The 15,077-nt window shown below is 36.2% G+C and carries 12 protein-coding genes; 6 read left to right on the plus strand and 6 right to left on the minus strand.

Annotated elements, in window-relative coordinates; all coding sequences use genetic code 11:
• Positions 1–23 precede the first annotated feature (23 nt).
• Positions 24–998 (minus strand): transporter, encoded by a 975-nt coding sequence (locus tag AO058_RS11790; protein WP_075326749.1) that lies wholly within the window; start codon positions 996–998, stop codon positions 24–26.
• Positions 999–1,104: 106 nt separating this feature from the next.
• Here AO058_RS11790 and AO058_RS11795 point away from each other — a divergent pair, with 106 nt between their 5' ends.
• The 4 genes from AO058_RS11795 to AO058_RS11810 all read left to right on the plus strand — a co-directional run bounded on the left by AO058_RS11795 (position 1,105) and on the right by AO058_RS11810 (position 6,643).
• A complete protein-coding gene (locus AO058_RS11795; RefSeq protein ID WP_075326750.1) occupies positions 1,105–1,380 on the plus strand; it encodes a DUF4834 domain-containing protein in 276 nt (91 codons plus the stop codon).
• A gap of 79 nt (positions 1,381–1,459) precedes the next feature.
• Complete coding sequence (locus AO058_RS11800) at positions 1,460–3,877, plus strand: YfhO family protein (RefSeq protein WP_075326751.1); 2,418 nt, start codon at positions 1,460–1,462, stop codon at positions 3,875–3,877.
• Positions 3,878–3,885: 8 nt separating this feature from the next.
• Complete coding sequence (locus AO058_RS11805; protein ID WP_075326752.1) at positions 3,886–5,175, plus strand: glycosyltransferase family 4 protein; 1,290 nt, start codon at positions 3,886–3,888, stop codon at positions 5,173–5,175.
• Positions 5,176–5,179: 4 nt separating this feature from the next.
• Positions 5,180–6,643, plus strand: coding sequence for an MATE family efflux transporter (locus tag AO058_RS11810; protein WP_075326753.1), 1,464 nt, complete (start codon positions 5,180–5,182; stop codon positions 6,641–6,643).
• A gap of 80 nt (positions 6,644–6,723) precedes the next feature.
• Here AO058_RS11810 and AO058_RS11815 read toward each other — a convergent pair whose 3' ends face one another.
• Together AO058_RS11815 and uvrA are read right to left on the minus strand one after the other, a co-directional pair.
• The gene (locus AO058_RS11815) at positions 6,724–7,929 is read right to left on the minus strand and encodes a hypothetical protein (protein ID WP_075326754.1); all 1,206 of its coding nucleotides are present in this window, start codon (positions 7,927–7,929) and stop codon (positions 6,724–6,726) included.
• Positions 7,930–8,119: 190 nt separating this feature from the next.
• Entirely contained in the window at positions 8,120–10,906 is a 2,787-nt protein-coding gene (uvrA, locus tag AO058_RS11820) for an excinuclease ABC subunit UvrA (RefSeq protein WP_075326755.1), read from the minus strand.
• 238 nt (positions 10,907–11,144) lie between these two features.
• Here uvrA and AO058_RS11825 point away from each other — a divergent pair, with 238 nt between their 5' ends.
• Positions 11,145–11,729, plus strand: coding sequence for an RNA polymerase sigma factor (locus AO058_RS11825; RefSeq protein WP_075326756.1), 585 nt, complete (start codon positions 11,145–11,147; stop codon positions 11,727–11,729).
• Between the two features lie 376 nt (positions 11,730–12,105).
• Here AO058_RS11825 and AO058_RS11830 read toward each other — a convergent pair whose 3' ends face one another.
• Positions 12,106–12,762, minus strand: coding sequence for an endonuclease III domain-containing protein (locus AO058_RS11830; protein WP_075326757.1), 657 nt, complete (start codon positions 12,760–12,762; stop codon positions 12,106–12,108).
• Positions 12,763–12,880: 118 nt separating this feature from the next.
• On the opposite strand from AO058_RS11830, the gene bcp reads away from it, so the two are divergent.
• The gene (gene bcp / locus AO058_RS11835; RefSeq protein ID WP_075326758.1) at positions 12,881–13,336 is read left to right on the plus strand and encodes a thioredoxin-dependent thiol peroxidase; all 456 of its coding nucleotides are present in this window, start codon (positions 12,881–12,883) and stop codon (positions 13,334–13,336) included.
• 82 nt (positions 13,337–13,418) lie between these two features.
• Here the strand turns inward: bcp and AO058_RS11840 are convergent, their stop codons facing one another.
• Both AO058_RS11840 and AO058_RS11845 read right to left on the minus strand, forming a co-directional pair.
• Positions 13,419–13,793, minus strand: coding sequence for a DUF4258 domain-containing protein (locus AO058_RS11840; RefSeq protein WP_075326759.1), 375 nt, complete (start codon positions 13,791–13,793; stop codon positions 13,419–13,421).
• A 42-nt stretch (positions 13,794–13,835) separates the two neighbouring features.
• On the minus strand, positions 13,836–15,035 hold the full coding sequence (locus tag AO058_RS11845) for an alanine dehydrogenase (protein ID WP_075326760.1): 1,200 nt from the start codon (positions 15,033–15,035) through the stop codon (positions 13,836–13,838).
• Positions 15,036–15,077: the final 42 nt, after the last annotated feature.

The following is a 15,077-nucleotide window of genomic DNA, read 5'->3' on the forward strand; positions in this document are numbered from 1 at the left end:
TTTAGAAAAAATTAGGTTCAGGATTAATCTTTAGAACCATTAACATCTTCATTTTCTTTATAAAATCCGGTTTCTTCCAATTCTTCACCACGTTGGTTTCGGTCGCCTTCATAAGTGTCTTCAATATATTCATCATCGTCGTGAAAATCGAATCTATAAGAAACTCCCGCAGCTACCTGCCATCTCGAAGGAGTGTCTTTAAAATTAAAAAGACCAGAAATATCTACCTGAAAATCTTTTCCAAATAAATAAGCTGCGCCACCTCTTACCAAATCATCGGCATATAGATCACTTATATAAGTTTGGAATTCCCCAAAAACGGCAAATTTTGGAGTAATAGCGTGGGTTAAGGTAAAGATTCCGCCGTAAGAAGGATATTCTTCTGTAAATTTATCGGCTATAAAATTCATAACCAAAACCCACCGGCCCCAGTTATGTTGCGTTATTAAAGCAGCTTTAGGGCTAATTTTAGATTCGCCTTCAAACATATAGGGATTTTCCCACCAGCTAAAATTAGCGCCGGCATACACCGAGACAGCGGGAATTAAACTACGTAGATTTAAACGTTGATTCGCTTTCCAGCTATATAAATTTACTTTTCTTTCTTTTACACTAACCCCTGGATCAAAAACCAGGAATTTAGCGCCAAGAGTATTTGATTTAAAGTTGCTAAATCTAAACTCATCACTGCTATTTCCCACGGGAATTGAGGTAACCTGATCCTGAAAAGAACCAAAGAAATTGAGTTCCAGGATTTCAGTTAAAAATCCATATCGTAAACCATAACTGGCACCTAAAATATCAGTGTCGCTATTAAATAAGGTATGATTATCATTACCGAAATAACCACCGGCTTCAAGTTGTAAAACGTTTTTGCCCACGGCATACGCGCCTTGCGATTCTCCCGGGCGATTGGAGTTTATGGTTTCAGTATATTGCGCATTTGCGCTAAATATTCCGAGGAAAATAAAAGCGATACCTACTTTTAAATAGTGCATATTAGATTGGTTTGTTACTTTCAAAGATAGCAGATTTATTATTTTTTTAGGAGCTCAAAGCTTCTATTCTCAAGGCTTATTTTTATTTTTGCATAAATTCCTGAAAATGTTAGAAGCTTCTTTTTCCGATGTATTACAAACGATTCTAATCATTCTATTAGTATATTTTGCTTTTAAAATGCTAATTAAATGGTTTGGGCCGCTTATTCTTAAATATTTCCTTCGGAAAATGGGAAAACGTTTTGAAGAACAATTCAGGCAACAACAAGGTCCTGCTTCACAGAAAAAAGAAGGAAAAGTTAGCATTGACAAGAAGCCGAAAGGAAAAAGGAATTCTAATAAAAACGTTGGGGAATATATAGATTACGAGGAAATTGATTAATTTCGGGATCAATTTTTTATATTGAAAAGGGAAGAAGCTGCCCGTTCAATTTAACAGAAAGTGATCTAAAAAATTTCAGATGGCCAATCTTAAAAAGTTTCTACCGCATCTTCTCGTTTTGGTAGGCTTCGTAATAGTTTCTTTATTTTATTTTAGTCCGGTTCTAGAAGGGAAAAAGATTTTTCAAAGCGATATAGTTCAATATATCGGGATGGCCAAAGAGCAAAACGATTTTCGCGATCAAACCGGCCAGGAACCTTACTGGACCGATTCTGCTTTTGGAGGAATGCCTACATTTCAATTAGGTGCTTATTATCCGCATAACTACGTTAAAAAACTGGATTCAGTTTTAAGATTTTTACCCAGACCTGCCGATTATCTATTTCTTTATTTTATCGGCTTTTATATTCTTTTACTCTGCTTAAAACTCGATTTTAGGCTCGCATTTTTAGGTGCGTTGGCCTTCGGTTTTTCTACCTATCTTATTATTATCCTTGGAGTTGGGCATAATGCCAAGGCTCACGCGATAGCTTATATGCCGATGGTCTTAGGCGGAATTATTCTCACTTTCAGGCAAAAATATTTATGGGGGTTTTTAGTATTGGCTATTGGAATGGCGCTGCAAATTGGCGCAAACCATTTCCAGATGACGTATTATTTGCTTCTCCTGGTAATTGTTTTGGGAATTGCCTATTTAATTGATGCCTACCGAAAAAATATACTTCCAAAATTCTTTAAAGCTTTAGGAGTAATGGTTGTGGCGGTTATACTGGCTATAGGCGCCAATGCTACCAATCTACTTGCCACCCAGGAATATACCGCACACAGTACCCGAGGTGATACCGGTTTAACCATTGCCCCCGACGGTTCAGATAAACCGGCAGCCGGCTTAACTTATGATTATATCACCGAGTATAGCTACGGGGTAATGGAATCTTTTAATCTTTTTGCTCCCCGGTTTATGGGCGGCTCCAATGCAGAAGATATTGGAAAAGATTCAGAAATTTATGATTCCTTACTCAAACTTGGGGCATCCCCGGCACAGGCGGCTAATTTTACTGAAAATGCACCTACTTACTGGGGCGATCAGCCTTATGTAGGCGCGCCGGCGTATATTGGTGCCACAGTATTATTTCTCTTTATTTTTGCCCTTTACCTTGTGAGAGGCCGTTTAAAATGGTGGATTGTTGGAGGGAGTGTTTTAGCCTTGATTCTTTCCTGGGGTAAAAATTTTGAATTTTTTACCGAGTTCTTTATAAATTACGTTCCCCTGTACAGTAAATTTAGAGCCGTTTCTTCCATACAGGTAATTATAGAATTATGCGTTCCTGTTTTAGCCGTTTTCGGCCTTTATAAATTATTTGATCCTAAACTTCAAAAAGAAGTAAAAGTTCACGCGCTTAAATGGTCTGGGATAATTGTGGGTGGAATTGGAATTGCTTTGTTGCTTTTCCGTTCTGTACTATTTGATTTCAGTGGTGCGGGAGATTCAGCTTTAATTCAACAAATGGGCGCCGATTTTGTAAGATCTCTAAAGGCAGACAGGCAGGCAATTTATACCGAAGATCTTATTAGGTCACTTATTTTTTCCGCATTAACCGCAGCAGCCCTTTGGTTATATATTGAAAAGAAAATCACGCAAAACTGGTTAGTACCGGCTTTAGCACTTCTAATTTTAATCGATTTGATTCCTGTAGATAAACGCTATGTTAATGATGATGATTTTGTAAGCGCTAGACAGATGGATCGTCCATTCCAACCTAATGCTGCCGATCAACAAATTTTACAGGACGATGCACATTACCGTGTTTTTGACGTTTCCGGAAGCCCTTTTAATACCGGAAGAACTTCTTATTTTCACAATGCCATAGGTGGTTATCATGCAGCCAAGCCGGGCAGAATGCAGGATTTATACGATTTCTATATTTCTCAAAATAATATGGAAATTCTAAATATGCTGAATGCTAAATACTTTATTGTTCCTTCTGAAGGTGGTCAGCCGCAAGCACAACAAAATCCGAATGCTTTTGGAAATGCCTGGTTTGTGAAGGATATTATATGGGTTGAATCTGCTAACGAAGAAATACTGAATTTAAACGAAGTTGACCTTCAAAATACGGCGGTTATAAATTCAGAATTTAAAAATGAAGTTTCTGAAGATTTTAAAGCCACCGAAAATGCAGAAATTCAATTGCAAAGCTATCAGCCTAATGAATTGGTCTATGAAACTAATGCCTCATCGCCTCAGTTTGCAGTTTTTTCTGAAATGTACTACCAACCGGGTTGGCAGGCATATTTAGATGGGGAAGAAGTAGATCACGTGAGGGCAAATTATGTGTTGCGAGCTATGAATATTCCTGCAGGCGAGCATACTGTGACTTTTAGATTTGAACCTGAAGTAGTAAATACAGGGAGCAGCATTGCCCTGGCAAGTTCCATTATTTTGGTTTTAATTATTTTAGGCGGATTTTACTATAAATCCCGAAAGAGGGAATAAGTTCTTAAATGGAAAAGGTACTCATTATAACTTATTATTGGCCACCGGCCGGCGGTCCCGGCGTGCAGCGCTGGCTTAAGTTTGTGAAGTATTTAAGGGATTTTAATATTGAACCTGTGGTTTATATTCCTGAAAATCCTAATTACCCTATGTTGGATAATTCTTTAGAAAATGAAATTCCGGAGGGAATAACTATTCTTAAGAAGCCTATTTTTGAACCTTACCAATTAGCCGGTTTTTTTGCGAAAAACCAAACCAAAACCATTAGCAAAGGAATTATTGCTGCAGAGAAAAATCAGTCCTTTTTACAGAAAAGCCTACTTTTTATTCGTGGGAATTTATTTATCCCTGATGCACGGAAGTTTTGGATAAAGCCATCGGTGAAATTCCTGAAAACCTATTTGAAAGAAGAAGGTATTAAAAAAATAATTACAACCGGTCCGCCGCATAGCTTGCATCTAATTGGTTTACAATTGAAGCAAGAACTCGATTTAAAATGGATAGCCGATTTTAGGGATCCCTGGACACAAATTGGGTATCATAAAAAATTGAACCTTACCAAAAGCAGTGAACAAAAGCACAAAGACCTGGAACGGGAGGTATTAAATTCTGCCGACCAAATTATCACCACTAGTTTTACCACAAAAGCTGAGTTTGCTAAAAAAACCAGTAAACCAATAAGCGTAATTACTAACGGATTTGATGCTGAAGAAAATGAAGCAACAACCACCGACTTAGATACTAAATTCAGTATTTCTCATATCGGTTCTTTACTTTCAGAAAGAAATCCCGAAAATTTTTGGAAAGCCATAGCAGATCTTGTTCATGAAAATTCAGCTTTTTCAGAAGATCTGGAATTAATATTAGCGGGTACGGTAAGTGAAGAAGTAATTGCTTCAATTAAATCTGTGGGATTAGGGGAGAAGCTTCAGTTATTGGGTTATGTAAGTCATAGGCAAGCAATCGCACTTCAACAAAAAAGCAGGTTATTAGTATTAATTGAAATTGACAGTGAAGAAACTCGCGGAATTATTCCGGGGAAGTTATTTGAATATTTAAGTTCAAAAAGGCCCATATTAGCTATTGGACCCGAAAAATGGGATGTTCAGAAAATATTGCAGCAAACCAGATCTGGAGAATATTTTCAATATTCAGAAAAAGACCGACTTAAAAGTCTAATTTTAAAACATTACGATGCTTATAAAAAAGGCAACGGTAATTTTATAAAAGGAGTTATTCAGCAATATCACAGAAGAAATCTTACGCAAAATCTGGCCAGTTTAATAAAGAGCCTATAGAATTATGGGAATAATAATCAAGCAATCTTTTAAAAACCTAATTACCACCTATTTTGGTTTTGCGATTGGCGCGATTAATACTTTGTTTCTATTCACCTACTTCCTGGAGCCCGAATATTATGGGTTGGTGACCTTTTTACTTTCAGCGGCAAGTTTGCTTTGGCCTTTTATGGGATTTGGAGTTCACAGTACATTAATAAAATTCTTTACTTTTTATAAAACCAGGGAAGAAAAAGATAGGCTGCTAAATTTAGTGCTGTTTTTACCGCTAATCGTTTCACTCTTGCTGGGATTAATAGTGGCTTCTGGTTATTCATTTTTAATCAATTATTTTACCCAGGGTAACGGATTGGTGCGACCGTATATTTGGCTAATTTTTTTAATAGGTTTTGCCACCGCCTATTTTGAAATCTTTTTCGCCTGGTCTAAGCTTTTTTATAAAAGTGTATTCGGAAACTTTATGAAGGAGGTTTTTCATAGGTTCTGCATCAGTTTATTGCTTTTAGGAGTTTATTTTAACTGGATTACAGTGCATCAATTTATCTACTGTATTGCAGGGGTTTTTATTCTGCGACTTATTGCAATGAAGATCTATGCGTTTTCGCTCTATTTGCCGCGTTTAAATTTTAAGTTCCCAAAAAACTTATCACCGGTTTTAAAATATACCTCGCTAATTCTTATTGCGGGTTCAGTCGCTACCGCTTTATTAGATTTAGATAAAGTGATGATAGAATATTTTATGCCGATAGAAAACGTGGCTATCTACGGAATTGCAATTTATATCGCTACGGTAATTTCGGTGCCGCAAAAAGCTATGCACCAAATTACAAACCCCATGACGGCTGAATTTCTTAATACCAAAAATAAAAAAAGCCTTGAAGAGCTTTATAAAAAGAGTTCTTTAAACTTATTGATTGTAAGCTTACTCATTTTTATCCTAATAATCACTAACGTAAAACAGCTTTACGAACTTATTCCCGATGAATATGAGTTGAGTATATTGGTAGTTTTATTAATCTCCCTGGTAAAGCTTTATGATAATCTTCTTGGGAATAATAACAGTATTCTTTTTAATTCAGATTATTACCGAATTGTACTGTTTATAGGTGTTCTTCTTGTTTTTGTAGCCTTTGTTTTAAATTTGATATTTATTCCCAGCTTTGGGATAGAAGGAGCGGCAATTGCAAGTTTTATAGCTTTTTTTATATATAATTCTTCTAAAATCTGGTTGGTGCATAAAAAGTTTAATTTCCTTCCGTTTACTTCAAAAACCTGGTTGGTACTTTTTACCGGAATAACCCTTTCAATTGGGTTTTATTTCTGGGATTTCGGTTTTCATCCAATTTTAAATATCGCACTTAAATCTATTTTAATAGGAATAAGCTATGTGGGACTAGCTTATTTTCTGAATTTTTCTTCAGAAGTGAATTCTATAATTAATAAGGTTTTGGGTATAAAAATCTCTTAAAAACGGGAAACCCCCGAAGCTTTTGAGGCTTCAAGGGGTTTCCAACTAACCAACCAAAAAATTAAATTATGAATTCTTTATTATCTGTTATTCACATTTCGTGCCGAACTTCTTCCTCGAGAAGAAGAATTTGAAGTTCTAGCCGAAGATCGTGTATTCGTACTGCTTTTTGCCGCTTGTGTGTTATTACTTCTATTACTACTTCTGGTGGTAGTCTGCGTTCTTCTTGGGCTGGGAGCGGTAGTGGCTCTACTTGTTTGTCTCGTAGGAGTACTTTTTACAGTTCTACTATTCCTTGCAGAGGAGTTTACATTTGTATTAGAAGATCTACTGGTATTTACTGCAGCTCGTCTTGTATTCACACTTGAATTTGCATCAACTCTTGTACGGTTATTTCTGCTTTTCACAACATCGCTAGTATTAGTACTTCTGGATGATCTTACAGCATTTCCTCGAGAATTGGTGCTACTATTTTTTTCTGATCTAATCGTTCTGCTTCTGTTAGCGGTGTTATTAGATCTTTCAGAATAAGCGTTGCTTCTTACATTTCTTGTATTTAAAGCTACACGAGATTCGTCACCTCTAATATCTTTTATATCACGTCTTTCAGAAGTTCTTCTTCCTTTATTATAAGAAACCGCTTGTTGATTTGGCCTGTAAAAATTTTGATGCACATTACTAGAATAATGATTATTATAATAATTTACGTGTTGCACGTAAGTAACGCGGTTTGGCTGATAGTAAGCCCTATAAGGCTGTCCAAATACTATGCTCACACTACTGCGAGGTCTTGAATAATACTGGTGCCACGGCCTGTAAACATAAGTGTTATTATAATGATTTATAAATCCTGTATAGTTGGTGATTCGGTTAAAACGGTTGTAATGGATATGTAAACCACCAACTCTTGCAATACGGCCACGACGGTTATAATCTATAAAAACATCACCGGCACGAATAATTCTTCCGTAGTAATCATAAAAAACCGGAACACTTTCAATTTGAATTACAGCTCCATAATCGTCATACTGCACATACGCATCATAATTATGCCCTGCGTTATAACTGATATTCATATTTGGAGTAGAAATATTTACTATACTGGTTCTTCTGAATTCCGGATTATAATAGAAATCAAATTCCCCGTTGGGATAAACGGCAAACTCAACGCCGTTTTCAACGAAAATAAAGGCATTATTATAGGCATTACGAGGCATAGCTTCTGAAGCAGCCTTTGCCGAAATACCAATAAATAAAAAGCTGAATAAAATGGCGATATTTTTCATGGTTTGCGTTTTATGTTGTTAAAGAGATTCTCATTTAGAATCAATATATAAAATACAAACCGCGTGCCAAAAAAAGAAAACCTCTAAAAAAGCTTGTTTTTAGAGGTTTTATATAGAAAATCGAATAATTCAGTAGAAAATCTTCAATAGAAATGAAATTTAGCGTGTATTTATTCAGAAATAATAATCGCTATAATTTTTCTTTGAGATACTTGGCGGTAAAAGATTTTTTCGATTTAATAATTTCTTCCGGAGTGCCGTTTGCCACAATATTTCCGCCGTTTACTCCTCCACCAGGGCCAATATCAATAATATGATCGGCACATTTCACCAGGTCCATATTGTGTTCTATCACCACCACGCTATGTCCTTTTTCGATAAGTGCATTAAATGATTTCAATAGCTTTTTAATATCGTGAAAGTGAAGTCCTGTGGTAGGTTCATCAAAAATGAACAATGCTTTTTCTTTGGTAGCTCCTTTTACTAAGAATGAAGCCAGTTTTATTCTTTGCGCTTCACCACCTGATAGGGTAGAAGAGCTTTGCCCCAATTGCACATAACCTAAACCAACGTCTTGTAATGGTTTAAGTTTTCTAACAATTTTATCGAGTTTGTTTTCGGCAAAAAAGCTAGTGGCGTCATCGATGGTCATATTCAGTACATCGTCAATATTTTTTCCTTCAAACTGAACTTCCAGCACATCTGTTTGAAAACGTTTCCCATTACAGGCTTCACATTCTAAATGAACATCGGCCATAAACTGCATTTCTATGGTAACTTCGCCTTCGCCTTTGCAAACTTCGCAACGCCCACCTTCTACATTAAAAGAAAAATGTTTGGGTTTAAAACTTCGAATATTAGATAATTTTTGATCAGAAAAAAGGTTTCGAATATCGTCGTAAGCTTTAATATAGGTTACGGGATTGGAGCGGGAAGATCTACCAATTGGATTTTGGTCTATATATTCTACGCTCCCCAGGTTTTTAAAATCTCCTTCAATATCGGTATACTGGCCAGCTTTTTCTCCATAACCTCCAATTTTCTTTTGAACTGCCGGATAAAGAATTTTCTTTACCAGCGTACTTTTTCCACTCCCTGAAACCCCGGTTATGGCAGTAAAGGTTTTAAGAGGAATTGTTACATCTATATTCTGAAGGTTATTTTCTCTTGCTCCCAAAATCCTGATTTCCCCTGAAGCTTCTCTGCGCTCTTTAGGTACGGGAATTTCCTCTTTTCCATTAAGATATTGAGCGGTGAGCGAATTTGATTTTAAAATTTGCTTTAGCGTTCCCGTCGCTACAACTTCACCTCCGTGGGTTCCTGCTTCGGGGCCAATATCAATAATTTCATCGGCAGCATTCATAATATCCTCATCGTGTTCTACCACAATTACGGTGTTGCCAAGATCACGCAAGTTATGAAGCACCCCAATTAAGCGTTCCGTATCGCGCGGATGCAAACCAATAGAAGGTTCGTCTAAGATATACATAGAACCCACTAAACTACTTCCCAGGGAAGTTGCCAGGTTAATTCGTTGTGATTCACCACCAGACAGCGTGTTTGACTTTCTGTTTAAAGTGAGATAATCTAAACCAACTTCCGATAAAAATTTGAGTCGGTTATTGATTTCTGTTAAAAGCCTTTTTGCTATTTGTTGGTCGTATTCGTTTAATTTTAAATCGTCAAAAAATTCCCGCACTTTATCTAATGGTTTTTCAACGAGATTGGTAATGCTATGCCCGGCAATTTTTACATATTCGGCCTCAGGGCGTAATCTTTTCCCTTTACAGGTGCTACAGCGGGTTTTTCCGCGATAGCGGGAAAGCATCACTCTATTCTGAATTTTATAAGCTTTGCTTTCTAAAAACTGGAAGAAATCGTTTAGACCTTCAAAATGTTTATTTCCATTCCAAACCAAATCTTTTTGTTCCTGCGTAAGCTGAAACCAGGGTTTATGAATTGGAAAATCGAATTTATGCGAATTATTTACTAATTGATCCCGGTACCAGCTCATACTATCGCCACGCCAGGGAAAAATTGCATTTTCGTAAATTGAAAGTCCTGTATTTGGAATCACAAGATCTTCATCAATTCCAATTACATCGCCATAACCTTCGCATTTAGGGCAGGCACCATAAGGATTATTAAAGCTGAATAAATGAACGTTAGGTTCAAGGAAACTAATCCCATCTAACTCAAATTTATTGCTGAAATGTCGTTTTTTTCCTGATTTTAAGTTTTCAATATAAAGTTCGCCTTTTCCTTCAAAAAAGGCAGCATCGGTAGCATCTGCTAATCTATTGTAAAAGTCTTCTTCATCTTTGGTGATAATTCGGTCTACGACTAATAAAGTATCTTTAGCTTTAATTTTTTCAAGATCTGCCTCATCTATTCTAAGAACATCGTCTTTTACTTTAATACGGCTATAACCTTGCTGCGCGAGAACCTTAATTTTTTCAGCAAGAGTTCTTCCTTCTTCTATATGAATTGGAGCCAGCAAGAGTAATTTTTCACGCTCTTCAAAAGATTTTACGTGATCTATTACATCGGCCACGCGGTCTCGTTTTACCTCGTTGCCTGAAATAGGAGAGTAGGTTCGCCCAATTCTCGCATAAAGTAATTTAAGGTAATCGTAAATCTCCGTAGATGTACCCACGGTAGAACGTGGATTGGTGGAATTTACTTTTTGCTCAATAGCTATGGCGGGAGCGATTCCTTTTATATAGTCAACTTTGGGCTTATTTAATCGGCCTAAAAACTGGCGTGCATAAGAAGATAGACTTTCAACATAGCGGCGTTGGCCTTCAGCATACAGCGTATCGAAGGCTAAACTGGATTTTCCCGAACCCGAAAGTCCGGTAATTACCACCAATTTATTCCTCGGGATAACTACATTTATATTCTTAAGATTGTGCAGTTTTGCACCTTTTATGATGATATTTTCTTTAGGATTTACCTCGGCAACGTCAATATTCATGCTTATTTTTCTAGTTCAGAAATGCAAAGGTACTTAATAAGAAGCAGTGTAAAAAGCCATAAAAATCCTATTGTAATGTTAAAAATTTAAACTTTTGTTTGCTTTTGTTAAATATATCTTGCTATATTTGGTCATTCAAAAATCATAAAACTACACCTGCCTATAGCATAAAGTTACTTTTAGAAACTAAATAACCTAACCTCAGGAGCCCCAACCGTCCTGAACAAAAGTAACTGATATGAATAACGTTGAAATCACTGACGCTGTTCTTGTGCGTGAATACATGCAAGGAAATGAAATCGCCCTAAGCAAACTTATAAACAGGCACCAACACCGAATTTATAGTTTTATTTTTTCTAAAGTTTTTGACAGGGATGTTGCTGAAGATATTTTTCAGGACACCTTCATCAAAGTCATTAATACCCTTAAACGTGGAAAATATAATGAAGAAGGTAAATTTCTTCCCTGGGTAATGCGAATTGCGCATAACCTGGTTATTGACCATTTTAGAAGAAATAAACGTATGCCTAAATTTGATAATAGTGGCGACTTTAATATTTTTTCGGTTTTAAGTGATTCTGAATTGAATATTGAAACTCAAATTATTAAAGACCAGATTGAAAATGATGTAAAAGAGCTCATTAAAGAATTGCCTGAAGATCAATTAGAGGTTCTTACTATGAGAATTTACAAGGATATGAGTTTTAAAGAAATTTCTGAGCGTACCGGTGTAAGTATTAATACGGCTTTGGGAAGAATGCGCTACGCTTTAATCAATCTTAGGAAGATTATTGAAAAACATAATTTGGTTTTAACAAACTAATCTATAATATTCCTCAAAAGATTGCGTTAGAATAAGAAACCAACGCAAAATATTATCTAATGAGGAAACTTTACACTAAAAAAATATCAAAAAAAGATCAGTTTAAGGACTTGAATCCCAAAAAAGAAACGGTAGAGTTTCTTTTAAATTATTCAAAAGCATTAAGAGTGGTGGAAACCCGAGGAATTAAATTCGGTACAATTCTTAATTAGTATTTAGAAAAGTGGCTGTTTGAAAATCTCTGTTTTTCGTCAAGCTGTCCGGAAGTTTCGGGTTTCAGCTTCTAACATGTTTTTCACTTTAACATCTTATATCCTGAAATAAATTCAGGATGACGTTCTTAAGAGATTTTCAGTCAGCCACTTTATTTTTAAATCTATTTTTTCTTTTTATAATATTCGCTAATCACAGTTTTTCTCCCTATTTCTTTGGTAATAATATCTTTATCAAGATCCCAACCTCTTGCCGGTGAATATTGGCGACCGTACCAAATAATTTGTAAATGAAGTTTATTCCAAAGATCTTTTGGAAATAGGCGTTTTGCGTCCTTTTCGGTTTGAGTCACGTTTTTTCCGTTGCTTAAATTCCAGCGATACATTAATCTATGAATATGGGTGTCTACCGGAAACGCAGGAACGTTAAAAGCCTGTGCCATAACCACACTTGCTGTTTTATGGCCCACTGCCGGTAAAGCTTCAAGGGCTTCAAAATTTGGGGGAACCTCACCATTGTATTTATCCAGTAAAATTTCAGATAAACCGTGAATTCCTTTAGATTTCATAGGAGAAAGACCCACTGGTTTAATAATTTCCCGAATTTCTTCTACTGAAAGTTTTACCATAGCCTTTGGGTTATCGGCAATTTCAAATAGTTTTGGCGTGATCTGGTTTACCTTTACATCGGTACTTTGTGCTGAAAGTAGTACTGCAATCAATAAAGTATAAGGATCTTTATGGTCTAAAGGAATTGGAATTTCAGGATAAATATCGTTTAAGGTATCAATTACGAACTGTACCTTTTCTTGTTTGGTCATATTGTTTAAATTTACTCGATAAGTGAGATTATAACTTCGACCTTTATGTCGAAATTTTAAAAATTAAATCTAATCCTTTGGTTAGGCCGAAGGATAAATTATTGCAAAAATAAGAATTATGACAACATTAGAAGCGGGTGACAAAGCCCCTGAATTTTCAGTAAAGGATCAGGATGGAAATACAGTAAAATTATCAGATTTTAAAGGTAAAAAGTTAGTATTGTTTTTCTATCCCAAAGCGAGTACTCCGGGTTGCACAGCAGAGGCCTGTAACCTAAGAGATAACTGGGAGCGTTTTCAGGAAAAAGGTTATGCGATTCTGGGCGTGAGTGCCGATACACAGAAAAGACAAAGCAATTTTAAAAATAAATACGAATTTCCTTTTCCATTGTTAGCCGATGAAGACAGGGAAGTTATCCAGGCTTACGGTGTTTGGGGACCAAAGAAATTTATGGGAAAGGAATATGACGGAATTCACCGAACCACCTTTATTATTGATGAAGATGGTAAAATTGAAGAGGTAATTAAAAAGGTAAAAACCAAAGAGCATACAGCTCAAATTCTCTCTGAATAAATTTAAGTAAATGTCACTCTGGGTGCAGTTGAAATGTTTAAAAACTCTCTGACTGCGCTCTGGCTGACAATTCTTTTTAGAATTAATCTTTTAAAATTGCCTTTTGAATAGTGGCCGTGCTATCGCAATTTTCAATTTGAAGCTCCAGGATTGCTGAATCGACTTTGTTGGTAATTAGATAAATATTACAAGGTTCGGTATCGGTATTGCTTCGGCTAAAGTCTACATCGCCATTTTCTAAACTTTGAGAAACCAGGGCGGTATCTAATTTATTATTCTCAAAATAGCTAAAAGCCTCTTCAGTAAAAATACGCTCTTTAATCCTTATATTCTTCAAAACACGGGCATCGGGAGAATAATCGCAAGAAGTTTTCTTTCCGCTTAAAAAGAAAAGTAAAATCACAATCCCGAAGAACAAGCCCACCGAGAAATATCCAATTCTATGAATAAGTTTCATCTATTTATAAATTTAAGAAAGTAAACCTGATTAGAAACTGATCTAAAAAATGAGCAAATTAATGTCCCTGTAAGAAAGATCAAACCAATCGGCTATAGATTTGTTGGTTAAAATTCCATGGTAAAAGTACAAACCATTTCTCAAACCTTTATTAAATCTCAAGGTGTTTTCGAGTCCGCCTTCTTCAGCAATATGTAAAAGATATGGCGTAAATATATTACTAATTGAAAGTGAGGAAGTTCTAGCGTACCTGGAAGGAATATTTGGAACACAATAATGCAAAATATTGTGTTTAGTAAATATTGGTTTATCGTGCGTGGTAATTTCGCTGGTTTCAATACAACCTCCCATATCTATGCTAACATCTATAATTACAGCGCCACGTTTCATACTGGTTACCATATCTTCGGTAATTAGCACCGGAGAACGGTTTTTACCGCGAACTGCGCCAATTAGAACATCACAACGCTTAATCGCTTTACTCAAATTTTTAGGTTGAATGGTAGAGGTGTAAAATGTTTGATTAAGATTGGTTTGAATATCTCTTAGCCGGGTAAGCGAACTGTCAAAAACTTTAATACCTGCACCCAGTCCCAAAGCCGAACGGGCAGCAAATTCACCAACTGTACCCGCGCCAAGAATTACCACTTCTACCGGTGGAACTCCACTTATATTTCCAAACATTAAACCATTTCCGTTTACATTATTGCTCATAATTTCTGAAGCAATTAATACAGAAGCGGTACCTGCAATTTCACTTAATGCCCTAACAATGGGATAACTCCCGTCGTCATCCCGAATAAATTCAAAGCCCAAAGCGGTAATTCGTTTAGAAGCTAATTTCTGAAAATATTCTTTGCACTGGGTTTTAAGCTGAAGCGCAGAAATTAAAATGGTTTGCGGATTAATTAAATCTAGCTCTTCTAAAGAAGGTGGTTCTATTTTAAGAATAGTAGGGCAGGAGAAAACTTTACTGGTGTCTTTGGTGATTTCGGCACCGGCGTTAGAGTAATCTTTATCGCTAAATCGAGCCCATTTTCCGGCTCCAGATTCTATCATAACCCTATGGCCGTGAGCAGTGATTGCAGCAACAGCATCGGGACTTAAACAAATACGTTTTTCCTGGTAAGAGGTTTCTTTAGGAACGCCAATAAATAACTGTCCCTTGTTTTTGTAGATTTCCAGGGTTTCTTCCTGCGGAATTAATTGCTCTTTGGTAAAAGGCGAAACCTGTTTGCCCATAGTTAAATGCTAAAACTTTAGAAAAGGGAAATTACAACTATT

The sequence above is a fragment of the Salegentibacter sp. T436 genome (assembly GCF_001932675.1).
In the GTDB taxonomy this organism is placed as follows: domain Bacteria; phylum Bacteroidota; class Bacteroidia; order Flavobacteriales; family Flavobacteriaceae; genus Salegentibacter; species Salegentibacter agarivorans.